Raw genomic sequence first — 23,254 nt, 5'->3', positions numbered from 1 at the left:
TAGCAATGCAGTCAGCCGTTTGCAGATCGGCATTTGTCACTTTGATACCGATGACGGGTTCTGTGTTTTATTTCGGCAGGTTAGGGTTGCAGGATGACAAAGCCCACGATTCCCCCGTTTGGCCGCCCGCTTCAGGCACTGTGGCTGGCACTTCGCCGGTTCGTCAGGAAAAACGGACCTGTCATGAGCAGCCACGTCGCCATGTCGCTGATGATGGCCCTGTTTCCCTTTGTGTTGTTCACCGTGGCGCTGGCCGGGGCATTGTCGCAGGACTATGTCACTGATGAGTTGATTGATCTGCTGTTCGGGGCATGGCCCAAGGATGTTGCGGACCCTATCGTGGCCGAATTGCGTGCCGTTCTGGCCGGGGCAGGGTCGGGTGTGATTACGCTGGGTGGCTTACTTGCGATCTACTTTGCCTCCAACGGGGTTGCCGCAGTTCGCGCTGCGATGAATCAGGCCTATCACGATCAGGACAGTTGGCCTTTTTGGAAGACCCGGCTTTTGTGTCTGGTTCTGGTTATCCTTGGCGGTTCGGCAATCCTTGTTATTGCAACGGTCGAGGTGGTCTTGCCGGTCTACACGAAACTGGTGGCAGAGCATACCGAAGCTCCGGTAACGGACTGGCTGTCCGTAGATCGCCTGCGGTGGACGTTTACCGTGGCCGTTCCGGCAGGCACCGTCCTGCTGGCTCATCTAATCCTGCCAACCCGCAGGCACAGCCTGACCCAGATCCTGCCCGGCGTCATACTGACATTGGTTTTGTGGGCAGCTGGCGGATGGGCATTTTCAGTCTATATCAGCCAGTTCGCCACCTACAGTGCCACATATGCGGGTTTGGCCGGGGCAATGGCTGCGCTGATCTTCCTGTATCTGTGTTCTGCGATGCTGATCCTTGGCGCTGAATACAACGGCGCATTAATCGACCTTCGGAACGCCGCTGAAGGAGATATGGCATGAGATTTGCCATTCTGGCGGCTTGCTTAACCCTCGCAAGTGAAGGGCAGGCGCAGTCACTGGAATATGTCGGGTCGGATCAATGTTCGGACTGCCATCAACGCGAGGCCGAGGCATGGGCTTCGTCTCATCATGCCTTGGCCTGGACGGAAGTTGGCGACGGCCATCTGGTCGCCGATTTCGATGGAACCCGGTTCGTGCAGAACGGGATGACGGTTGAATTCACTAAACAGGCAGACAGGTTCACAGCTCGTGTAACTGAAAAAGACGGTGCGACGACGGCATATGATGTGCATTCCGTCGTTGGGATTACGCCTCTGCAACAATTTCTGTTTGAAACCGAACCGGGGCGGTTGCAAAGTTTTGATGTGGTCTGGGATACCGAGCAGAAGCGCTGGTATCACTTATACCCCGATCAGGATCTGCCGCCAGAAGACGGGCTGCACTGGACGGGCCCTTACAAGAACTGGAACGCGCGCTGCGCCGAATGTCACGCCACAGGGTTTGAAAAGAACTACGACGCGCAATCCAGAACATACTCTTCCCGACAGGCTGAGATTGGAGTTGGCTGCGAAGCTTGCCATGGACCGGGGTCGGCACATATCGATTGGACCAAAGGGCAGGGCGTTGCCGGGGGTCTGAGTGATAGAGGCTTTTCGATGAGCTGGGGCAAGGGCCAGACCGAGGCCGAGATCCAGCAATGCGCCGGATGTCATTCGCGGCGCGAGGCGCACGGCAACGGAAATCCTTTGCCGGGAACCCCGTATCATGATGCCTATAACCTGGCTGTGTTGCGGCCCGGTTCGTATCATCCGGACGGGCAAATACTTGATGAGGTCTACGTTTACGGCTCATTCCTGCAATCCAAAATGTATGCCCGAGGGGTCGGGTGTATGAACTGCCACGAGCCACACAGCGCGCAGTTGAAGGCCGAAGGCAACGGTATTTGCACGCAATGTCATTCCACGGCCGCAAACCCTGAATTCCCGACGCTAGCGAAACAGGAATACGATACCCCCAGTCACCATCATCACGTTATGGATAGCGCGGGTGCCCAGTGCAAAAGCTGCCACATGATCGAACGCACTTATATGGGAGTGGACGGTCGCCGGGATCACAGCTTTCGCGTGCCGCGACCGGATTTGGGATTAGGGGCTGATGCCTGCACTGATTGCCACCAGAATAAGGATCAGGTCTGGGCTGCCAGCCGGATCAAAGGGTGGTTTCCTGACACAGCCAATCGGGGCGCACATTTTGGTACGGTATTCAAAGCTGCTGCCGATGGTCAGTTGAATACGCCAGAGGGTTTGATTTCTGTCGCAACGGATCCCTCGCAACCCGCTATCGTGCGCGCAACAGCGGCGTATTTGCTGCAACCTTTTGGCTCGCCCGAAGTTGCCGCGCGCACAGCGCCACTGTTGCAGGAAGACGATCCGCTGATACGCGCAAATGCAGCAGCCTTGCAGCGTCAGGCGAGCCCTACGGATCGTGCGCAAAGGTTAGAGCCACTTTTGTCTGATCCTTTTCGCAACGTTCGCATTGCCGCCGCCAAGGAGTATCTGAGTATCCCTCCTCAAGCTCTGACGCCTCAGCAACAGGGTCTGGCCGGGCAGGGTATGGCCGAGTGGCAGGCGGCGATCTCGAACAGGCTGGATGCCCCTGAAACGCATCTGGTTCTGGGGGGCATGGCGTTGACGCTGCGCAACGCCCCGGCCGCCGAACGGGCCTTTCGCGAGGTTGTCGCGCTGGACCCTCAGCGCGCCGAAGCGTGGCCCATGGTGGTACAGCTGGCTCAGATCAACAGCGGCCCGGAAGCCGCACGTATCGCCTTACGCGAAGCCTTGATCAGGTTGCCCGATGACCCGGCCTTGCTGCAATTGTTGCAACAACTGGGCCCCTGATCCGGCACAGGCTTGCCCGATTTGTTCCATCTTCACGGCAAGATTTTACGCTAACAGCATTTCAGAACTGTTGTATTGAGGTGATGCATGTCCACTGAGTCAACAAGACAGAAAGCAACCGGGCCGAACCCTGCTACGCTGGCGCAGCGCATTGAAGAGCTGCGCAATCGCGAGCCTGTATATGTTTCGCACGGGGATACTCTGATGTTGCAGGGTATGGCGGCCACGTCGTTGCGTGAACAACGTCTGACCGGAAACCGTATCCGTTTGGAAGATTAAGTTCAGCCGCGAAACCCGGTTGCTATAACGAATTTCTCGGAGCTGTCCGAACGGGATGCGGGCGGTTTCACATGCGCCACTTTCTGAAATTTCTGCTTCAGAAGTTTTTGCAAATCGCCCTCGGCGCCGCCAGCAAGAACCTTGGCTACAAATGTGCCACCTTCTTCCAGCACGTCAAAGGCGAAATGGGCCGCAGTTTCACACAGCGCGATGATCCGCAGATGGTCGGTCTGCTTGTGACCCGAGGACGCTGCGGCCATGTCCGACATTACAACATCCGCCTTGCCACCCAGCCAGTCCTTGACCTTCTGGTCGGCGTCATCCTCCATGAAGTCCAGCACATGGGTATCGGCACCCGCAACCGGTTCGACTTCCTGTAAGTCGATGCCCAGCACCGTTCCGATCCGTTTCCCCGATTTTTCACCAAGCGCGTTTACCCGTTTGACTGCAACCTGGCACCAGCCACCGGGTGCGCATCCCAGATCAACAACCCGTGCTCCGGGTACGAGAAAGCGGAACTTGTCGTCAAGTTCCATGATCTTATACGCGGCCCGCCCACGGTATCCTTCGGTCTGGGCGCGCTTGACATACGGGTCGTTCAATTGCCGTTCGAGCCAGCGGGTCGAACTCAGCTTGCGACCACGAGCGGTTTTTACCTTTACCTTCAGGTCACGTTGCCCGCGCCCCGAGTTGTTTTTGCCAGTTGGTGTCTTCGCCATCAGAACGGTCCGTCTTCCAGTACCCCGTCCGCGCTCATCTGTGCATAAAGCAGGCCCTCGCGCAGCCCCCGATCTGCCACGGAAAGGCGATCAGTGGGCCAACAGCGCAACAATGCCTGCAAAATGGCCGAGCCGGACATGATCAGGGCCTGCCGGTCTTCCCCAATCCGAGGATCCCGGCGGCGCCCATGAGGGCCGAGTTCTAAATACCCGCGTATCACTTTGTCAATCTGGTCACTGGTCATACGCAGCCCGTCAACTTTGGTCCGGTCATACCGCTTGAGCCCCAGATGCGATGCCGCAACCGTAGTGACAGTTCCGCTGGTGCCGACGATCTGAAAACCTTCACGGGTTTGTTCATCTTTGTAAGGAGCGAAATCGGCCAGGTTTTCTTCGAAAAACCAGCTCATTAACGCAAACCGCGCGGCGTCGTTTTCGACGTCATTGAACTGATCCCGCAACGTGGCAACACCCAGCGGCACGCTGATCCAGTCCACGACTTTTGCAGCCGGAAAAGGGCTGTCGACCGTGTGAAATCCGTTATGCAAACGCATGATCGCAGCCGGGCGGTCACGGCGAGGGACAGACGAAATGTCGATCCAGACCAGCTCGGTCGAACCGCCGCCAATATCGACAACCAACAGCTGTTCGGTCTTGGTGGACACCAGCGGGGCGCAGGAAATCACCGCCAAACGGGCTTCTTCTTCGGGTTGGATGATTTCAAGCGTCAGCCCGGTTTCGCGTTTGACCTGTCGGATGAATTCGCGGGAATTCTTGGCGCGGCGGCAGGCCTCGGTTGCGATCAGACGCATCCGTTTCACTTTGTTCCGTTTCAGCTTTTGCTGACAGATTCGCAGCGCTTGAACGGTGCGTGCCATCGACGCCCGCGACAGACGTCCGGTGCGTTCCAGACCCGCGCCCAGCTGCACGGACTTGGAGAAGCTGTCAACCACATGAAACCCGCTGCCCTTGGGCTGGGCTATCAACATGCGGCAACTATTTGTTCCCAAATCCAGAGCCGCATACAGGGCATCCGGATCGGGTCTTGCCGGCGCGGGGCTTTCGACCGCTTGCGGGAACGCGCCCGCACCTTTGGGACGCTTGGGCGCCATCGTAACGCCCTCCGATTTTCGAGTTGATTTGACCCTAGGCGGCGCATCGCCGACGTGCAAGCGATTTCCATTTCGAATTTAGTCTGGATGTCACACGCCGTTCATACTGAGGTGCGATTTGAACTTTGATCCCGGTTGAGGGATTCTTGATCGCAATTAGCCGCAGACGGAGCCTGCCATGAAAGATGAACGTGTCCTGACCTTTGACGAATTCGATGAAGTGGTGAATCCGCGCCCAGAGGTATGTGAGTTTGACCGCGTCGTTGAGCGTGCCTTATCACGTCGTGGGTTTCTGGGCGGCGTATTGGCGATGGGAAGTTTCACGGCGTTGGGTGGGGCGCTGCTTCCGACTGGTGTACGTGCAGCCGCAGATCGCTTTGCGTTCGAGGCGATTCCGGCGTCAACTGCCGATGACGTCATCGTGCCGCCGGGCTACCAGGCCGAGGTGATGGTGCGCTGGGGTGATCCGCTTTGGTCTGATGCGCCCGAATTCGATCCGGCCACCCGTGGAACTGCCGCCAGTCAGGAACGTGCATTCGGTGATAACACCGACGGTCAGGATGTGTTTCTGCACGAGGGTCACGTTCTGCTGGTCGTAAACAACGAATACACCAATCGCGATATCCTTTGGGGAAACAACCCGGACGCCAAGGCCGCCTCGGATGACGATGTTGCCAAAGGCATGATGGCGCATGGTGTGACGGTGGTCGAGATTGCAGCTACCGATGGCAAGTGGGGCATTGTTAAGGATAGCCCGTATAACCGCCGCATCACGCCGCAGACAGACATGTCACTGACGGGCCCTGCCGCGGGCCATGATCTGTTGAAAACTGCCGCTGATCCGACAGGCACCACCTCTAAGGGCACCTGGAACAACTGTGGCAACGGCATGACCCCATGGGGGACGTATTTGGCCTGTGAAGAGAATTTCAACGGCTACTTCTCGGCTGAAGACGAAAACCATGAAGTCAGCGCCGAACTTCAGCGCTATGGCGTTTCGTCCAAAGACTGGGGATACGGATGGGCCGGAATTGACGAGCGTTTCGATGTCTCGAAAAACCCCAACGAGCCGAACCGCGCAGGCTATGTTGTCGAAATCGACCCAACCGATCCGGCCTCGACGCCTCGCAAGCTGACCGCGCTTGGTCGGTTCAAGCATGAAAACGCCGAGGCCATTGTGAACAATGACGGTCGCGTCGTCGTCTACATGGGCGATGATGAACGGGGCGAGTTCCTGTATCGCTTCGTCTCGGAAGGTGTTTATGCCGCTGGTGTGGATACGAATGCGCTGCTTGAGAACGGTACGTTGTCGGTTGCAAAGTTCAACGACGACGGGACTGGTGAGTGGCTGGACCTGACCCCCGAAACAACTGGTATGACGTCGCAGGCCGAAATCTGCATCCATACGCGACAGGCAGCGTCGGCCGTGGGCGCGACCACTATGGACCGCCCGGAATGGGTTGCGGCCAATCCGAACGCGCCCGAGGTCTATTGCTGCCTGACCAACAACAAGAACCGCGGTGTGAAACCGAATGCCGGTGGCGACGACACTTCGGTCAACGGGCCGAACCCGCGCGATGCGAACAAATACGGTCAGATCGTGCGCTGGCGTCCTGAAGGCGGTGATCATGGCGCATCGGGGTTTGAATGGGACCTGTATGTACTGGCCGGAAACCCGACCGTGCATCAGGATGCTTATGGCGGCTCGGATAATGTCAACGCCGACAACATGTTCAACTCGCCCGATGGGCTGAAGTTTGACAGCAACGGCCTGCTGTGGATCCAGACCGACGGCAAATACAGCAACGAGGGCGACTTCGAAGGGCAGGGGAACAACCAGATGCTGGCAGGCGACCCGGTTACCGGTGAAATCCGTCGTTTTCTGGTTGGACCGAACGAGTGTGAGATCACTGGGCTCAGCTGGTCGCCGGATCGCCGCACCATGTTTGTTGGTATTCAGCACCCCGGTGAAGACGGCAACAGCCACTGGCCCGACGGTGGTAACTCGGTTCCACGTTCAGCCATCATTGCGGTTACTCGTCTAGACGGCGGGCTGGTCGGTTAACCCTGGCAAGACGCGCTGAATCAAGCCTCGGGCGGGTCATGCCGTCCGGGGCTTTTTGTTCATTATGCAGCGCTCTCATAGTGACAATGAGAATTTTGGTATGCGTTTTCGTCGCGAGACGGGTTAAAACCCCGCCACGCCACCGTGGGCGAAAACGTCGCTTGAAAAGCGCCGGGTGTCGAAAACCGACCGACCCATCCCCACATTGAAGTTTAGAACCGGCCCATCGGGTTAGGAGGAATCACAGTAATGCCTGACGTCACCATCGTGTACTGGCGCGACATTCCCGCTCAGGTCATCGTCGGCAAAGGCCGTCGCGGCGCGAAGCGGCAATTGGAAGAACGGTTCGAGCAAGCCATCGACCGCGCCGCCATGAAGGTAAACGCCAAGGACAGTGATGCCTATCTGGCCGAATGGCGCAAGGCCGAGCCTTTTGCGGTTGATGGCGACCCGGCAGAAGTAGCCGAGGCCGAGGCCCTGCGTCTGGAAAAGGAATACGATCAGGACCGCATTAAAGCGCTGATCGCAAATGACGGTTGGGCATAAGCCCGGATCTTAATGGGAGGCCTCAATGGCTTTGCTGAACTTCAAGAAACGTGATGTGGTCGAAAACAGCCCTGTGAACCCGACCGTCGAAGCCTTCCTGCAAGGCTATTCGATCGAGGTCATGCCGCGGACCGCCGAAAAGGTCGAGGATTTCCGCGCGCTGCTGCCCGAAGGCACACGCGTCTACATTGCCCATATCGAAGGCACCCCGATTGAAGATATGGTCAAGACAGCCAAGCGGATTGCAGCCGAAGGCTATCCTGTCATGCCCCACTTCCCGGCGCGGATCATCAAGGATGCGGCGACGTTGGAAAACTGGATCTCGATGTACCAGGGCGAGGCGGGCGTCGAACAGGCGCTGTTGCTGGCCGGTGGCGTGACAAAGCCGCATGGCGATTTCGACAGTTCCATGCAGCTGATGGAAACCGGTCTGTTCGACAAGGCAGGGTTCACACGTCTTCATGTTGCCGGTCACCCCGAGGGGAACAAGGACATCGATCCCGATGGGTCCACCAAGAATGTCGATGACGCCCTGCGCTGGAAACAGAAATTCAACGAGACCACGGATGCCGAGATGGCGCTGGCAACCCAGTTTGCCTTCGATGCCAAACCGATCATCGCCTGGGCAGATAGTCTGAAAGAGGCGGGTATCGACCTGCCCATCCACATCGGTATCGCCGGTCCGGCCAAACTGCAGACCCTGATCAAGTTCGCAATTGCCTGCGGCGTCGGCCCGTCGCTGAAAGTTCTGCAAAAGCGCGCCATGGATGTGTCGAAGCTTCTGCTGCCCTATGAGCCGAATGATGTTGTGACTGAATTGGCCAACCACAAGGCGGCCAACCCGGATTTCAACATCACCAACGTGCACTTCTTCCCGCTGGGCGGGATCAAAACCAACGCCAACTGGGCGATCAATAATGGCGGCGCCTCGGCGCAGCCTGCAAACTCCTAAGGAACGGACATGACCCGTACAGTCGTAGAATCAAAAACAAAAACCGCCGTTCTGGGCTTTGACGAACCGTTCTGCGTGATCGGCGAGCGGATCAACCCGACCGGTCGGAAAAAGCTGGCGGCCGAACTGGAAGCAGGCGATTTCTCGACCGTCGAGAAAGATGCGCTGGCACAGGTGATGGCGGGCGCAACCGTTCTGGATATCAATGCGGGCGTCGTCTACAACTCGAACCCAAACCCGAACGAGACCGAACCGCCGCTTATGCGCAAGATCGTTGAGCTGGTGCAGGGGCTGGTTGAAGTTCCGCTGTGTATCGACTCGTCGGTTCCCGGTGCTCTGGAAGCGGGTCTTGAGGCGGCGGAAGGTCGCCCTCTGCTGAACTCGGTCACAGGTGAGGAAGAGCGTCTGGAACTGGTTCTGCCGCTGGTCAAAAAATACAATGTTCCTGTTGTGGCAATCTCGAACGACGACACAGGCATCTCGGAAGACCCCGATGTCCGTTTCGAAGTGGCCAAAAAGATCGTTGAACGTGCCGCTGATTTCGGCATCCCTGCGCACGACATCGTTGTTGATCCGCTGGTCATGCCGATCGGTGCGATGGCAACTGCCGGTCAGCAGGTGTTTGCTCTGGTCCGTCGCCTGCGCGAGGAGCTGGGCGTTAACACCACCTGTGGCGCGTCCAACATCTCGTTCGGTCTGCCGAACCGACACGGCATCAACAATGCCTTCCTGCCGATGGCAATGGGTGCCGGCATGACCTCGGCGATCATGAACCCGGTGGCTCTGCCAGTGACGCAGGCAAAAATTGCCGAGAAAAAAGAAGCCGTTGCCGCGGCGGGCATCATCCTGCCCGAAGGCATGGATGACGAGGCGTTCGTTCAGATGTTCGGCCTGGGTTCTACCAAGCCGCGCGCCGGTAAGGAGATGGAGGCCATCCGCGCTGCCAACCTGCTGACCAACAACGACCCGCATGGTGGGGAGTGGATCAGGTTCAACAAATCACCTGACGAGGCCGGTGGCGCAGCCGGTAGTCGTCGCGGTGGTGGCCGTCGTCGCCGCGCCTGATCGCACCAACAAAGACAGCAAAGGCCGGGCACTGTGCCCGGCCTTTTTCGTTTGCCCCTGATCAATGTCGATTTTACGCAAGGGTTCAGGATATCCTGATCCGGGACGCAACGATCAGGTGGCACCATGCGCAAACATCACCCCCCGAACCTCTCAGAAGCGGATCTGACCAAGCGGTTGGGTAAAAAGGAGTATTTCGAGCAACTGAATGATCTTCAGGCAAAGCTGGCCAGAATTCAGCAAGCGTATCTGTTTCACGGGCTCAAGGGTGTGCTGGTGTTCGAGGGTTGGGATGCGGCAGGCAAGGGGGGAACCATTCGTAGGATCAGCCAGGCTTTAGACCCGCGCAGCTTTAAAGTCTGGCCAATTGGGGCCCCCCGGAACTACTACCTCAACCGGCATTACCTGCTGCGGTTTTGGGAACGTTTGCCACCGTCCGGAGCGATATCCGCTTTCGACCGCAGCTGGTACGGGCGCGTGTTGGTCGAGAGGATCGAGAACCTGACCCCGGAAACATCTGGCGCGCTGCTTATCAGGAAATCAACGATTTCGAACGCATGCTGGTCGACGATGGTGCCCGGATCGTCAAGCTGTTCTTCCACATCTCTGAAGATGAACAGATGCAGCGGTTTACTGAACGGCTAAGAAACCCGTTGAAGCGCTGGAAATTGACATACGAGGATTTCAGGAATCGCGAGAAATGGGATGATACCGAGATCGCCGTGGATGAAATGCTGGCCCGGACGTCGACCGATCTGGCACCGTGGCACGTGATACCGGCCAATAACAAAAGATACGCGCGCATCAGCGCCATGAAGGCCATTGTCAAAGCCTTTTCAGCCGGGGTCGATCTGAACCCGCAACATCTGGACAGCCGCACGCTTGAGGCGGCCATCCAGGCTTTGGATGTAGATGACTCGCTGATCGACAGTCTTCGTGCGCGGACCGAGTGACTTTTTCCGGGCAACCTGAAACGATCCGGCTTGCGTGTCAGGGAACTCTGGTTATATCTCAGGGGTGCGGCGGGTATGATGTAATGGTAGCCTGTCAGCTTCCCAAGCTGAACGCGCGGGTTCGATTCCCGCTACCCGCTCCAGAACTTTCAGGTCAGACGGCGATTTCCGGTGAAGGCCTGCTCCGGCAGGCATGGGGGTCGTATCGGGACGTTCCACCAAATTGACTTGTGCCAGTGGATATTTCCGGTTTTGGGCATCCCTCTCGCGATTGGTAGGATTCCGGGCGTCTTATGATAGAGTGACCCCATCACTGTTGAGCAGAGCCCAACTATGCGGGAAATTGATCAGACCGGCACGAGTACACCCCAAGAGCCTTGCGCAGGTGATGTTCATGCCTTTCTGGAGAGCCTGACCGGCCCGTCCCGTGGAACGGTTTCCTGGCTTGTTGACAGCGCATTGACTGTTTCTGTTGGCGAAGGCCGTGCGCTAGGTCTGCGCCTGAAAGACAACACACCACCCCATGACGAAGACATCGCAACGCTTCAGTGGTTCGAGGGGGGCTATGTGCTCAACGCGCTGGCAGGGCAAGACATCTGGGTCAATGGCCACAAGATTGTGTCGGCAACGCTGAAACACGGCGACGTGATCGAATTTGGCGAATTGGGCCCGATCTCCCGATACCGCATTTGTACTCAGAGGTTTCCCATTCGTCACACGGTCGAGGATATCCTGAGTGACGCCTATGCTTATGCGCGGTCAAGTCGCCGGCCCTTTGCCCAAAGAATGTCGGGTGCGCTGCGTGAGAGTGGGCGAAGGCTTGTTTCTCAAACCACTATGTTCTTCAGGATTACGGTGGTTGCAGCGATTGCGCTGATCGCAGGTCTGCTGTTCCTGCTTTATCAAAACGACCGTAGACTGGCCGACAGCCTGCAACAGGAAGCCCGCAAGATCGAAGCGGTGTCGGCCATGCTTAGCCAGACGCGGGAAGATGTGCTGACTCCAGAAGACCTTGTGGCGTTGAGGGATGCCTTTCAGAACCAGCTGATATCAACCGAGCAGCGGTTGGGTACCCTTGAACAGCGCGCGGGGGCGTCCACCCGGGTTATCACCGCCTCTACTCAATCCGTGGCTTTCATTCAGGGCGCCTACGGATTACGTCATATCGAAAGCGGTAAACTGCTGCGCCATGTGTTGGGGCCAAACGGAGAGAAGTTGCAAACACCCTTCGGTCAACCCTGGATCGAACCGGAGGCAACAGGTGAGCCCGCAGAGTTCCAGTTCACAGGCACCGGATTTCTGCTGGAGGGTACACCGCGGTTGGCCACCAACCGCCACGTTGCCTTGCCCTGGACATCCGGCGACAAGGCTCAGGCACTGAAAAACGCAGGTCTTGAGGCCGAGATGCTGCGGTTGCTGGCCTATCTGCCAGGTCAGGCCGACCCGATCGAGGCCACTTTGGACCGGTTCAGTGAGACCGCTGATCTGGCGCTTTTGTCGGTTGATCCAAACCGTATCGAGGGGCTGGGATTACGACTGGCCGATGACCTTCCTCGCAGCGGTGACGAAGTCTTTCTTCTGGGGTATCCTACTGGCCTGAAAGCGTTAATTGCGCAGGCGGGGCCGGAATTTCTGAAAACGCTCGAGAAAGACGGGTCCGTCAATTTCTGGACGATCGCCGCACGGTTATCTGCGCAAAACCAGGTTCAACCTCTCGCCAGCCGAGGAATCGTGGCGCAGACAAGCCCGGGTGCAGTCGTTTACGACGCAGAAACAACGTCAGGAGGAAGCGGAGGGCCGGCCCTGAACCGCAAGGGAGAGGTGGTCGCGATTAACGCCGCGATCCTGCCAGAGTTCGGGGGTTCAAACATCGGGGTTCCGGTTTTGCACCTGAAAACCTTGCTGAATGAAACTGTCAGCCAGTGATCAATCACTGGTCTGGAAAGGCGATTTTTGAACAAAGAATACGACCGTCAACGGAACGATCACAGAAATCAGGGCCACGGCGATCAACAGGTGTCCAAGTTGGCCGTAATCGGCAATCGATGTGACGACACCGGTTTCCGGGTCGGTTACCGCGCGCGACACCACGAAAATCTGGTTCATGTATTTCGTTGCCAAACTGCTGGCCGACAAGGCCATGTTGGTGAATGACGCCATGACGGCAAAGAAAGTTGCCTTCAGATGCACAGGAGCATTACGTGCGATCCAGGCCAGCATCGGAACCATCGCGATTTGACCCAGCGGGGATTCAACTGCGGTGTCGAGGATTGCAATGAACCTCGCGTCTACGATCCCGCCGGTATGCGCAGATGTCCATTCATGCACGCCGTAATACAGCGCAAGGTTGGGCAGGGCGAGGACCCCCGACGCGATGGTCAGAATGATAACGACCTGCGCAATCGAGCGGTTGGCCATAAACGGTCTCAGAACGATGAGCCCGACCAGTGCAAGCAGGGACGTCAGAAGCGCCAGGATTGCCAGGAACTGCTCGTCAAACCCCAACTCGTCGATTTCGAACCAGGTCAGCCCCGGCCCGGGCAAAGGAACCGCACGAAACACGAAAATGATTATCGCCGTACCAATCAGAGCCTTTGCCTGATTTGGGTTCAGTTCCTTCACCAAGCGCGACATCAGGTACAAGATCACACTCAGTGAGACTACAAAAATAGTTTCCTGGGCGAGTTGGAAATTCGATGTTCCCAACACGATACTCAGTACAACAAAGGCGAGACCGCCCAGCAGGATTGGCCATTTGACCTCGGTGGTTTCGTCAGGAGTATGCGGGGGATGACCTAGGCGAAGATGTTGACGCTGTATCAAACCGTGCAAAACCACACCGCTGACGGACAACAGGGGAATGACAAGCGCGATCAGATAGACGTTGCCATACAATGCAAGACGGTCTGATTTCTGCATGCCCTCGGTTCCCGAGAACACCCAGATATTGACCGCGGCTACGGCTGCGAATCCCGAGAAAATGGCGATCCTGCCCAGTGTTTGCATTGTTGTATGCTGCGCACGGGTTTCCTCGGGCGAAAACGGCTGCCCGTGGGGATTGATCTTTGGAACGGCCTCGACCGTCATCGCGTCGGCGACGACATCCTGAATGGCATAGCCGGAAGGCGCCAAGAGCAGGGCAATGATATACCAGTGTTCCAGCGGTATGACATCAACCATATGTCCGGGAAAGGCCACAAGCCCGTACATGGTGAGCAGGGACAAGGTGATCAGGGTTGCCCCCAATAGGATCAGCAATGACTTCCACCGCCAAAACAGATCAACGATATGACCCAGTGGCATTTTCAAGATCCAGGGAAGCCCGGCCCAAAACGCCAACCCGGCTACAAAGGAAGCGGATAGGTTAAGATAGTCCTTAAGAAAAAAAGCGCCGACGACCGATGTCAGGCCAGAAACCCCGGCGGCAAAGTAGACCATGAGCGGTGGCAGGTAGGACCATCGCATCTGTCGCGCCAGATCAACAAAGGTTCTTTGCCACCATGCAGAAAGCGGCGCTCCTGTAGAAGGCTGGTCAGTGGTCATGTTCACGTAAATCGCATCGCAGGATTTCCTTGACCCAATGATACAGGCTTACAGAAACGCGGACGCAAAAAGCAACAAACTGGTCACCACCCCAAAGAGGGGAACAACAAGAGGCACGCGGAACTGCGGTTCATCGGTTTCAGCCCGGGTCTTCAAAAGGATCAGTGAAAGATTGACCAGCACAAAGACCCCCAGAACAATTTGCGACGTGCGCTCGGCCAGAATGGCGATTGGAAGCGTTTGGGTCAGCAACAGGATTATCGCCGTGACCATGATTGTCGCTACCGTTGGCGTCTGAGTGACCTGAGATACCGTAGCCAGAAACTTAGGCAAATGATCCCGATCCGCGAGCCCGTAAATCACGCGGGATGCCATGATCATCTGGATCAGAACACCATTGATCGTGGCTACGATGGCAATGGTCGAAAACCCCTGCTGGATAACCTCGGGCGCGTCCGTAAAAATCAGGGCCAGCGGTGCGGCGGACGTCGAAAGGACATCGATCGGCACCACATACAGAACAGTCATGGACGTACCAAGATACAAGACCGTGGCCAGAATAAGCGTCAACAGGATCGCTTTCGGGATTGTTCCGGCGGGGTCTTTAACTTCTTCAGCGACATTCGCCATGTCCTCGAAACCGACAAAGGCGAAAAACGCCAGAAGCGAAGCGGCCAATATCCCTCTCCAGGCGGTTGGGTCCAGCCCGGGAACCATCTGGGTGAGCGCATAGCCCTGAGGCTCAGGAAGGGACAGGCCCCAACCAATAACGACAAGTAGCCCGCTGATTTCTATGATGGTAATGACTGCCGCCACCATTACCGACTGCGTGATCCCCCATAGGGCGATCAGCCCCATGATCAGAACTACACCGATTGTCAGACTTGAAATGCCTAAACCTGTAAGCGTTTGAAGGTACGACGCGGCCCCGATAGCCACGGCCGAGGCCGAGATGATGCCCGAGGCGGCCACCGCGAGACCGACCAGCACGGCCATCCAGCTTTTCTGAAACCCAGCTTCGACATAGGCGGCCTCACCCGCACTCACAGGATATCGGGTTGCCAGTTCTGCGTATGACAGGGCGGTCAGCGCAACAACAAGCGCAGCAATCAGGAACGAAACCGCGGCATACGGGCCCGCTATCCCGGCCGTCGCACCAACAAGCACATAAATGCCAGCCCCCACGGTCACTCCAAGCCCATAGAGCGTGAGCAGCGGGGTCGTCAGCGCCCGTCGCAGCTTTGGTGTCTTTTGTTCAACGATGGACATCATCTATCCGCCAATTGGATTACATCGCGTGTCTTAAGTTGGCATCGACGTTTCCGTGCTTGGTCCCGTCGCCTTGATCATTTGCATTTACTGGCATGCGGTAAGTGCCGAGTAGCCAGAGGGTAGTCGGCAGGAGAGCGCGCCGCACGTTCGCCGCGCCCACGGAGCGAACTTTCACACCACTGAATCACTGATCACCGGAAAATTTGCTTGGGGTCAGGCAAGTGAGCGTCGGGCCCGATGATATATTCGTACTTCACTATGTGGTCGCATTGCGTGCTTTGATTCAGGTCAATGAAAGCGGAACGTCACACTGAATCGTAGACCGGTGCGCCTTTTACACGCAATGAATCGCCGAACTTTCTGAGCCTTAAGGAATGCGGTCAAGCAAGGAGTCTCGGGTGACCAAATGGGTCGAAAGCTCCAAAGACTGGCCCGCAGAGTTCGTTTCGATCATTCGTATCAACTCCTGCGCAGCCTTTTGACCCATTTCACGGTGGGGCACGTGAACTGTTGTCAGGGCAGGGCTGACAATGCGCGCGATTTCGATGTCGTCAAAGCCTGTAATCGACACGTCTTCGGGCACTCGGAGCCCCATTTTCTGCGCCTGCCTCAATGCGCCGACTGCCAGAACATCGTTTCCGCACAAAACTGCGGTCGGCGGCATGTCAGTCGCCATGAGATCCCTGAATGCCGTCGCGCCATTCTCGAACTCATATGTGGTTTCGATCACCATTAGGTCATCCGGCTGCAGGCCGTGTTCAGCCATGGCGCTTTTTATCCCAGCGATCCTGAGCCGCGCCCGGTCATTACCCGAACTGATACCAGATATCGTCGCAAGACGCGTATGTCCCTGTCTGATGATCTGGTCTGCCAGCGCTTTCATGGCCTTGCGGTTGTCGAACCCAACTGACGGCACAGGTTTATCCGGCAGAAAGGACCAGGCAACCAGCGCGGGCACTTTCCGTCTGTCCAGATAATCGTAAATATCTGCGTCCCTGTCATGACCGATCAATAACAGCCCATCCGCACCCCGTGCGACCAGGGTTCGGATCTGATCCTTTTCCGCTTCGGGCTCATAGGCTGAACTGGAGACCAGCAGCGTGTAACCACGCTGATGTATCTCTTCCTGAAACGCCTGCAACCCCCTTGCGAATATCGCGTTTTCCATGGTGGGGATGATGGCGCCAATGGTAAATGACCGCTTGGCCGCCATCACGCGGGCCGCGAAATTTGGCGTGTACCCCAATTCCTCGACCGTCGACAGGACACGCTTGCGCGTTGCTTCAACAACTTGTTGCGGGTTGTTCAGACACCGGGACACTGTCGCGGTCGAAACACCCGCGGCCTTGGCAACGTCATCCAGTGTCGGAGCAGACCGATGTTTTGACATTCTCGAACTCTCAATTCCAGTTGGCTTAAGTTAATCGCATTTTTCAAATGATGAAAGCACCAATGTAAGCGCTTGCAATATTGATGTAAGCGCTTACAAAGGTGTTGAGCCGATTCTGAACGGGAGTCCCGGAAATGGTCCTTGCTGCATCTGTCGTCGTTTTCGCGATCTATTTCGCCAACGTTGCTTTGGGTGCTTTTGCAGGCCGCGCGTTTCTTGGTGACGTAGGAGAGATGTTGGTTCTGTTCGCGGCGTCGATTTTGTTCGTTGTCGCGATTCTGAAAAAGGAAGCTGACCGAAACGCAACAGACGGCAGCTGAACTTTTGCTTGGGAGGGCAATTCATGAACAACGACGAGATTGAACTGGCGTCAACAGAACGTCGCAACTTTCTGAAGCTGAGCGCGAGTGGCGCGTTCACGGCCGCATTGGTTGCCGGGGCAGGGGGTGTTTTGTGGTCTTCCGAGGCTGCCGCGCAAACCGCAAAAGAAGAGAGTGAGCGCGAAAAGGCCGCAGACCACATTATGACGGTGGCCACAGCCTATGTGCTGGGTGCGTCGCGCAGCTATCCGATCATGCAGCTGGATCTGAAGGAAAACATCCAGAATGCTACCAACGGCAAGGTCTATGTCAAATTGGCCCCCGGTGGCCAGCTAGGCGCGGGCGGTGCGCTGGTGCAGAAAGTACAAGGTGGAACCATTCAGGCCGCGCAGCACTCGCTGTCGAATTTTGCACCTTTCGCGTCCACGGTCGACCTGATCAACATGCCGTATCTGTGCGGATCGAACCAGCGCTTCACCAACCTTGTCCATTCGGACACGTGGAAAAGCGAAGTCCACCCCAAGGTCGAAGCGGCAGGCTTCAAGGCCCTGTTCTACGTGAATATCGATCCGCGTGTTGTCGCTGTCCGGCAGGGTGGCAATGCGGTCATAACCCCGGGCGACATGAGTGGGATCAAGTTCCGTGTTCCCGGATCGAAGATGCTGCAACAATACTATCGTATGGTCGGTGCCAACCCGACACCTGTGGCATGGGGCGAAACACCTTCTGCGATCAAGCAGGGTGTTGCTGACGCGCTCGATCCGTCGGTCGGGGCGCTTTATGTTTTCGGTTTCAAGGACATCCTTAGCCATGTGACCTTTACGCAGGCCGTTCCAGACAGTCAGGTTTATTCCTGTAATCTGGAGTGGTTCAACTCGATGCCTGAGGACGTGCAGGAAGGCATCATGTGGGGTGCTGAGATGACCGGGCATCAGAACCTGTCCAAAGTTCCGTCGGCCCGCGCCTATGCCATGGCCGAGTTGAACAAAGCTGGTGTTGAATTCCATTCGCTCAGCGATGATCAGCTGGCGGAATGGCAGGATGCCGGTGGGTATCAGCGTTCGGAATGGGATCCGTTCAAGACAGAACTGGCCGGTTCGATGGACAACTTTGAGAAGCTGGTCGAAGCGGCTGGTACGCAGGGCAAATACTACGTCCACGACGCCTAAGGTGAAACCCGTGGGCGCTTGCGGGCGTCCACGATCTTGTACTGCGCGGCCGACAGTGGCCCGTCAAGGCAGGTGCGGACTTGGCTGTTCCATCGCCGGAGGATCAGATGACCGTTCTTCAGAACATTGACCGAAACGCCGAACGCTGGTTGCTGCTGGTGTTCTACGTGATGCTGGTGATCACCATGGCCATCGAGGTGCTGCGGCGCGAGATATTCGCCTATTCCTCGATCTGGGGCGAGGAAATCGTACGGTATTCCTTTATCTACCTTGCCTGGATCGGTGCTGCTGCCGCGGTGAAAGAGCGCGCCCATATCCGGATCGATGTGATCATGCACTATGTCGGGCCGCGCCCCAAGGCACTGCTGTATATCTTCGGCGATCTGGTGATGTTCCTGGTGGCTATCATCGCACTCTACTGGTCGTATGAAGCGGTTCACGTTTCGGCCAAGTTTGGTTCCGTTACGGACGGTTTGCGGATTTCCAAGGTTTGGTTCCTGATGGCTGTGCCGACCGGGTTTGCCCTGATGATCTGGCGGCTGATCCAATCCCTGTTACGCGATCTGAAATGCCTTCGCGACGGCACGCCCGTCTTCGAAGGCGACAAGCTGTTTGACTGAGGAGAGACCGGATGCTTTGGAATTCCCTCAATCAAACCGTTGAACTGGGCTGGGATTTTTACCTGCCGGTGATCCTGTTCGTAGGCCTGATTGCCTTGGCCGTGCCCGTTTGGGCTGCCATTGGGACAGCAGCGATTGTAATGCTGATCATGTCCGGTGACCTTCCTCTCAGCCTTGTCGGAGAGAGCCTGTTTACTGGCATCGACGCTTTTGCCCTGACTGCTGTGCCCTTGTTTATCCTGACCGGGGATGTTTTGGTTCGGACAGGGTTGTCACGCAAGTTTCTGGATGTTGCCGAGGCTTTGACATGCTTCGCCAAGGGGGGCTTTGGATCGGCCACGGTGCTGGTCTGCGGAATGTTTGCGGCAATTTCGGGATCGGATGCTGCGGGGGCTGCTGCGGTGGGTCGGATGACCATCAACCGGTTGGTGGAAAGCGGGTATCCGCGCCCCTACGCCTGTGCTCTGGTCGCGGCCGGTGCCTGCACGGGCATCCTGATACCGCCCTCAATCGCCTATATCATCATCGGCCTTGTGCTGGGCATCTCCGCATCAACGCTTTTTCTGGCCGCTCTGATCCCGGGTCTGGCTATCCTGGTGTCGATCCTGATCACCAACATCATCATGAACCGCCTTTACGCTTACGAAGGTGGCGGCATGATGACCATGGGGGAGTGGTTGGCCAATCTGGGCAAGGCGCTGAAATCGGGCTGGTACGCGTTCATCGTGCCGGGGATCATTTTCTACGGCATCTTCTCAGGTCGCCTGACCCCGACCGAAGCCGGCGCAACGGCCGTTGTCGTCACCATCATCATGGGCTTCATCCTGCGTACACTGACACTGGCCGACTTTCCGTCGATGCTGGTCAGCTCTGCCAAGGTGAACGGGGTGATCCTGCCGATCATCGCCTTTTCAGCTCCGCTGGCCGAGGCGCTGGCGATCATGGGTGTTCCGCAGGGGTTTGTAACTTCGGTGACCTCGCTGACAGACGATCCGTATCTGCTGATCCTGCTGATGATCGGCATCCTGATCGCAGCGGGCTGCGTCATGGAGACGACACCGAATATCGTGATCCTGGCACCGATCCTGAAACCACTGGCTGACAATATCGGCATGAACGAGATCCAGTTCTGCATCATGATGATCACCGCGCTGGGAGTGGGTTTTATCACCCCGCCGCTGGGGCTGAACCTGTTTGTCGTATCTGGCATTACCGGTGAATCCATTCTGAAGATTGCCGCCCGAGCCGTGCCTTTCGTATTGACCATGCTGATCGTGGTGATCCTGATCGCCTACGTGCCAGCCGTGTCGACAACATTGCTACCTGAAATCTACCAATAGGACCTGCTGAACATGCCTCGTGAATATCTGAAAAAGGCAACTTTAACGGCTCAATCACACGCCTCAGAGGTGCATGATACGGTGAAGACAATTCTGACCGATATCGAGGCGGGCGGTGATGCAAAGGCAAGAGAATACGCCGCCAAGTTCGACAAGTACGAAGGGAATGTCTTGCTGACCCCGGCTGAGATTGAGGCCGCCTGTGCAAAAGTTTCCGAAAAGTTGAAAGCCGACATCCGTTTCGCCCACGACAATGTTCGGCGCTTTGCCGAGACGCAGAAAGCGACCGTATCTGACGTTCAGACCGAGATCGTTCCGGGCTTCATTGCCGGGCAGAAGGCAATTCCAGTGGATGCTGCAGGGTGTTACGTGCCAGGGGGGCGATACAGCCACATCGCCAGTGCGATTATGACAGTGACCACAGCGAAAGTTGCGGGATGTCGCCACATCACAGCGTGCTCGCCTCCGCGCCCTGGCGAAGGGGTTGCGCCTGCCATCGTTTATGCGGCGCATATCTGCGGGGCCGACAGCATTCTGGCCATGGGGGGCGTGCAGGGTGTTGCCGCCATGACTTACGGTCTGTTCGGTTTGCCGCGCGCTAACATCCTTGTGGGCCCCGGCAACCAGTTCGTGGCCGAAGCCAAGCGCATCCTTTACGGCAAGGTTGGTATCGACATGATCGCAGGTCCGACCGACAGTTTGATCCTTGCCGATCAGTCTGCCGATGCGCATGTCGTCGCCACCGATTTGGTCAGTCAGGCCGAGCACGGATACAACTCGCCGGTCTGGCTGGTCACCGATGATCGCGACCTTGCGCAAAAGGTGATGGAACTGGTACCTGCGCTCATCGCCGATCTGCCGGAACTGAACCGCGAAAACGCCTCGGCCGCATGGCGCGATTATGCTGAGGTTATCGTCTGTTCCAACCGCGAAGAGATGGCCGCCTGTTCCGACGAATACGCACCTGAGCATCTTACGGTTCAGGCTAAGGATCTGGATTGGTGGCTGGAACGGCTGACCTGTTACGGATCGCTGTTTCTGGGCGAGGAAACAACCGTGTCATACGGAGATAAGGCGACCGGTACGAACCATGTTCTGCCAACCTCGGGCGCGGCCAGCTATACTGGCGGGCTGAGTGTCCATAAATACATGAAGATCGTGACGTGGCAGAGGGCCACCCGCGAAGGGTCAAAGCCCATCGCCGAAGCGACCGCGCGGATATCGCGGTTGGAAGGAATGGAAGGTCACGCCCGCGCCGCAGATGTGCGTCTTGCGAAGTATTTCCCGGACGAGCAGTTCGACTTGACCGCCGATGGATGACCCGCGCTCATTGTTTGACCTGACTGGCCGGGTGGCGTGTATCACCGGTGCCAGCTCGGGACTTGGGCGGCAAGTGGCACGGACTCTTGCCGCGGCAGGTGCGCGTGTTGTCGGCGTGGCCCGGCGCGGCGAGGCATTGGCGCAGATGCAGGCAGAGATTGGCACGCGCGCTGCAACGGTTGTTGCAGACGTTGCAGATCGCGATGGGGCAGATGCGTTGACACAGGCCGTCGCTTCCAAGTTTGGCCCCCCCGACATTCTGGTCCATGCGGCTGGGCTGAACACGCGTGAGGCCGCCGATGATGTTACTCCTGAGGGGTGGGATGCCACGCTTGCCCTGAACCTGAGCGCGCCGTTCTTCCTTAGCCAAGCCATGGTGCCGACAATGAAGGAAAAGGGGTGGGGGCGAATTGTAAATTTCGCCTCGCTGCAAACAACACGGGCATTTCCAGGTGGTATCGCCTATGGCGCGTCCAAGGCGGGGATCGGGCAGTTGACACGCGCCATGGCCGAGGCGTGGTCGCCCTTTGGCATAAACGCCAACGCCATCGGACCGGGGTTCTTTCCCACCGAACTGACGCAGGCTGTCTTCGACGACCCCAAGCGCGCGGAACGGAACGCCGCGCAAACCTGTATCGGACGCAATGGGCGGATGCAGGATATCGACGGGCCGATCCTGTTCTTATGCTCTCGGGCGTCTGACTATGTCACGGGACAGGTTCTGATGGTTGACGGAGGGTTTACTGCCAAATGAAGGCTCTGGTTTACAAAGGTGTTGAACACATGGTGTTTGACGATGTGCCGAATGCCGAACCGGGCGCATCGGAACACCTGATCCGGGTCGAGGCGGTTGGCATCTGCGGATCGGACATGCACGCCTATCTGGGCCATGATGCACGTCGCCCAGCGCCCCTGATCCTCGGGCACGAGGCAGCCGGTGTCATAGCTGATGGTATCCGCGCCGGTGACCGGGTGACGATCAACCCGCTGGTAACCTGTGGCCAATGCGCGGAATGTCGGGCGGGTCGCGAGAATCTGTGCCCGGACCGCCAGATCATCTCGATGCCACCGCGCGAAGGGGCGTTCGCGCAATATGTCTCGATGCCAGGCAGAAATCTTGTCGACGTGCCCGATGATGTCCCTTTCGCCAAGGCTGCGCTGGCTGAACCTCTGGCCGTAAGCTGGCACGCAGTCAGACTGGGGATCGAGGCTCTGCATTCAGCGATGGACCGCCGCGCCTTGGTGATTGGCGGAGGGGCCATTGGCCTTGCGGCGGCCTTGGCCCTGCGGGCGCAGGGTATTGAAGACGTTACAATCGCGGAACCAAACGCGTTGCGCCGGACTTATCTGGCGGAAATCGAAAGTTTTGCATTTGTGGATGCGCCCAATGGGTCTTTCCCGTTGGTCATTGATGCTGTTGGATATGCCGCGACACGGTCGGTCGCTTCGGCTCTGGTCGCGCCGGGTGGCGTGATCGCGCATGTCGGATTGGGTGAAGATGCCGGAGGTCTGGACGTGCGTCGCATGACCTTGCAGGAGATCACCTTTATCGGAACCTACACCTACACCGCGCAGGATTTCCGCGACACGGCTCAGGCGATCTTTGACGGCCGTCTTGGCGCACTGAATTGGGTTGATGAGCGTGCACTGGCCGATGGCGCGCAGGCGTTTCGCGATATCCGCTCTGGCTCTGTAGCCGCACCAAAGATTATCCTGAGACCCTGGGGATAA

General features: G+C 57.4%; 22 protein-coding genes and 1 tRNA gene. 18 read left to right on the top strand and 5 right to left on the bottom strand.

The window, feature by feature from the left end; translation table 11 throughout:
- Window positions 1–93 precede the first annotated feature (93 nt).
- The 3 genes from ACR0D9_RS05045 to ACR0D9_RS05035 all read left to right on the top strand — a co-directional run bounded on the left by ACR0D9_RS05045 (window position 94) and on the right by ACR0D9_RS05035 (window position 3,137).
- Window positions 94–960 carry a YihY/virulence factor BrkB family protein gene (locus ACR0D9_RS05045; RefSeq protein ID WP_480537918.1) on the top strand — a complete coding sequence of 289 codons (867 nt, stop codon included), beginning with the start codon at window positions 94–96 and terminating at the stop codon, window positions 958–960.
- Window positions 957–2,858: a multiheme c-type cytochrome gene (locus tag ACR0D9_RS05040; protein ID WP_480480829.1), complete on the top strand. Its 1,902-nt coding sequence runs from the start codon at window positions 957–959 to the stop codon at window positions 2,856–2,858. The genes ACR0D9_RS05045 and ACR0D9_RS05040 overlap by 4 nt, the downstream gene beginning before the upstream one ends.
- A gap of 87 nt (window positions 2,859–2,945) precedes the next feature.
- Window positions 2,946–3,137, top strand: a complete 192-nt coding sequence (locus ACR0D9_RS05035) for a hypothetical protein (protein WP_480480831.1) — start codon at window positions 2,946–2,948, stop codon at window positions 3,135–3,137.
- Window positions 3,138–3,139: 2 nt separating this feature from the next.
- Here ACR0D9_RS05035 and ACR0D9_RS05030 read toward each other — a convergent pair whose 3' ends face one another.
- Both ACR0D9_RS05030 and ACR0D9_RS05025 read right to left on the bottom strand, forming a co-directional pair.
- Window positions 3,140–3,856 (bottom strand): RlmE family RNA methyltransferase, encoded by a 717-nt coding sequence (locus ACR0D9_RS05030; protein WP_267365935.1) that lies wholly within the window; start codon window positions 3,854–3,856, stop codon window positions 3,140–3,142.
- Window positions 3,856–4,968, bottom strand: coding sequence for a Ppx/GppA phosphatase family protein (locus ACR0D9_RS05025; protein ID WP_267365936.1), 1,113 nt, complete (start codon window positions 4,966–4,968; stop codon window positions 3,856–3,858). The genes ACR0D9_RS05030 and ACR0D9_RS05025 overlap by 1 nt, the downstream gene beginning before the upstream one ends.
- A gap of 178 nt (window positions 4,969–5,146) precedes the next feature.
- Here ACR0D9_RS05025 and ACR0D9_RS05020 point away from each other — a divergent pair, with 178 nt between their 5' ends.
- The 8 genes from ACR0D9_RS05020 to ACR0D9_RS04985 all read left to right on the top strand — a co-directional run bounded on the left by ACR0D9_RS05020 (window position 5,147) and on the right by ACR0D9_RS04985 (window position 12,475).
- The gene (locus ACR0D9_RS05020) at window positions 5,147–7,033 is read left to right on the top strand and encodes a PhoX family protein (protein WP_480537916.1); all 1,887 of its coding nucleotides are present in this window, start codon (window positions 5,147–5,149) and stop codon (window positions 7,031–7,033) included.
- Between the two features lie 249 nt (window positions 7,034–7,282).
- Entirely contained in the window at window positions 7,283–7,579 is a 297-nt protein-coding gene (locus tag ACR0D9_RS05015; RefSeq protein WP_209503861.1) for a virulence factor, read from the top strand.
- A 25-nt stretch (window positions 7,580–7,604) separates the two neighbouring features.
- The gene (locus ACR0D9_RS05010; RefSeq protein WP_480537915.1) at window positions 7,605–8,531 is read left to right on the top strand and encodes a methylenetetrahydrofolate reductase; all 927 of its coding nucleotides are present in this window, start codon (window positions 7,605–7,607) and stop codon (window positions 8,529–8,531) included.
- Window positions 8,532–8,540: 9 nt separating this feature from the next.
- Window positions 8,541–9,596, top strand: a complete 1,056-nt coding sequence (locus tag ACR0D9_RS05005; RefSeq protein ID WP_480537913.1) for a methyltetrahydrofolate cobalamin methyltransferase — start codon at window positions 8,541–8,543, stop codon at window positions 9,594–9,596.
- Between the two features lie 126 nt (window positions 9,597–9,722).
- Window positions 9,723–10,241, top strand: a complete 519-nt coding sequence (locus ACR0D9_RS05000) for a hypothetical protein (protein WP_480537911.1) — start codon at window positions 9,723–9,725, stop codon at window positions 10,239–10,241.
- Entirely contained in the window at window positions 10,154–10,549 is a 396-nt protein-coding gene (locus tag ACR0D9_RS04995) for a polyphosphate kinase 2 family protein (protein WP_480537909.1), read from the top strand. Before ACR0D9_RS05000 ends, ACR0D9_RS04995 begins: the two co-directional genes overlap by 88 nt.
- A gap of 69 nt (window positions 10,550–10,618) precedes the next feature.
- Window positions 10,619–10,692: transfer RNA gene (locus ACR0D9_RS04990), tRNA-Gly, on the top strand.
- 190 nt (window positions 10,693–10,882) lie between these two features.
- Window positions 10,883–12,475, top strand: coding sequence for a trypsin-like peptidase domain-containing protein (locus tag ACR0D9_RS04985; RefSeq protein WP_480537907.1), 1,593 nt, complete (start codon window positions 10,883–10,885; stop codon window positions 12,473–12,475).
- On the opposite strand, the gene ACR0D9_RS04980 is transcribed toward ACR0D9_RS04985, so the two are convergent.
- The 3 genes from ACR0D9_RS04980 to ACR0D9_RS04970 form a co-directional block, all read right to left on the bottom strand.
- Complete coding sequence (locus tag ACR0D9_RS04980; protein WP_480538237.1) at window positions 12,476–14,092, bottom strand: MFS transporter; 1,617 nt, start codon at window positions 14,090–14,092, stop codon at window positions 12,476–12,478.
- 48 nt (window positions 14,093–14,140) lie between these two features.
- On the bottom strand, window positions 14,141–15,361 hold the full coding sequence (locus tag ACR0D9_RS04975; protein WP_480485584.1) for an APC family permease: 1,221 nt from the start codon (window positions 15,359–15,361) through the stop codon (window positions 14,141–14,143).
- 370 nt (window positions 15,362–15,731) lie between these two features.
- Window positions 15,732–16,754 carry a LacI family DNA-binding transcriptional regulator gene (locus ACR0D9_RS04970; RefSeq protein WP_480485585.1) on the bottom strand — a complete coding sequence of 341 codons (1,023 nt, stop codon included), beginning with the start codon at window positions 16,752–16,754 and terminating at the stop codon, window positions 15,732–15,734.
- Between the two features lie 134 nt (window positions 16,755–16,888).
- Between ACR0D9_RS04970 and ACR0D9_RS04965 the strand changes: the two genes are divergently transcribed.
- The 7 genes from ACR0D9_RS04965 (at window position 16,889) to ACR0D9_RS04935 (ending at window position 23,254) form a co-directional block, all read left to right on the top strand.
- Window positions 16,889–17,074, top strand: coding sequence for a hypothetical protein (locus tag ACR0D9_RS04965; RefSeq protein WP_267366030.1), 186 nt, complete (start codon window positions 16,889–16,891; stop codon window positions 17,072–17,074).
- A 23-nt stretch (window positions 17,075–17,097) separates the two neighbouring features.
- Window positions 17,098–18,243: a TRAP transporter substrate-binding protein gene (locus ACR0D9_RS04960; RefSeq protein WP_480537905.1), complete on the top strand. Its 1,146-nt coding sequence runs from the start codon at window positions 17,098–17,100 to the stop codon at window positions 18,241–18,243.
- Between the two features lie 107 nt (window positions 18,244–18,350).
- Complete coding sequence (locus ACR0D9_RS04955; RefSeq protein ID WP_209503870.1) at window positions 18,351–18,863, top strand: TRAP transporter small permease; 513 nt, start codon at window positions 18,351–18,353, stop codon at window positions 18,861–18,863.
- An 11-nt stretch (window positions 18,864–18,874) separates the two neighbouring features.
- A complete protein-coding gene (locus ACR0D9_RS04950; RefSeq protein ID WP_480505120.1) occupies window positions 18,875–20,203 on the top strand; it encodes a TRAP transporter large permease in 1,329 nt (442 codons plus the stop codon).
- A gap of 12 nt (window positions 20,204–20,215) precedes the next feature.
- Entirely contained in the window at window positions 20,216–21,523 is a 1,308-nt protein-coding gene (hisD, locus tag ACR0D9_RS04945) for a histidinol dehydrogenase (protein WP_480537903.1), read from the top strand.
- The gene (locus tag ACR0D9_RS04940; RefSeq protein WP_480472860.1) at window positions 21,516–22,277 is read left to right on the top strand and encodes an SDR family NAD(P)-dependent oxidoreductase; all 762 of its coding nucleotides are present in this window, start codon (window positions 21,516–21,518) and stop codon (window positions 22,275–22,277) included. The genes hisD and ACR0D9_RS04940 overlap by 8 nt, the downstream gene beginning before the upstream one ends.
- Complete coding sequence (locus tag ACR0D9_RS04935) at window positions 22,274–23,254, top strand: alcohol dehydrogenase catalytic domain-containing protein (protein ID WP_480537900.1); 981 nt, start codon at window positions 22,274–22,276, stop codon at window positions 23,252–23,254. The genes ACR0D9_RS04940 and ACR0D9_RS04935 overlap by 4 nt, the downstream gene beginning before the upstream one ends.

The sequence above is a fragment of the Ruegeria sp. AK11 genome (assembly GCF_056541095.1).
This window is presented reverse-complemented; position numbering and strand designations above follow the sequence as displayed.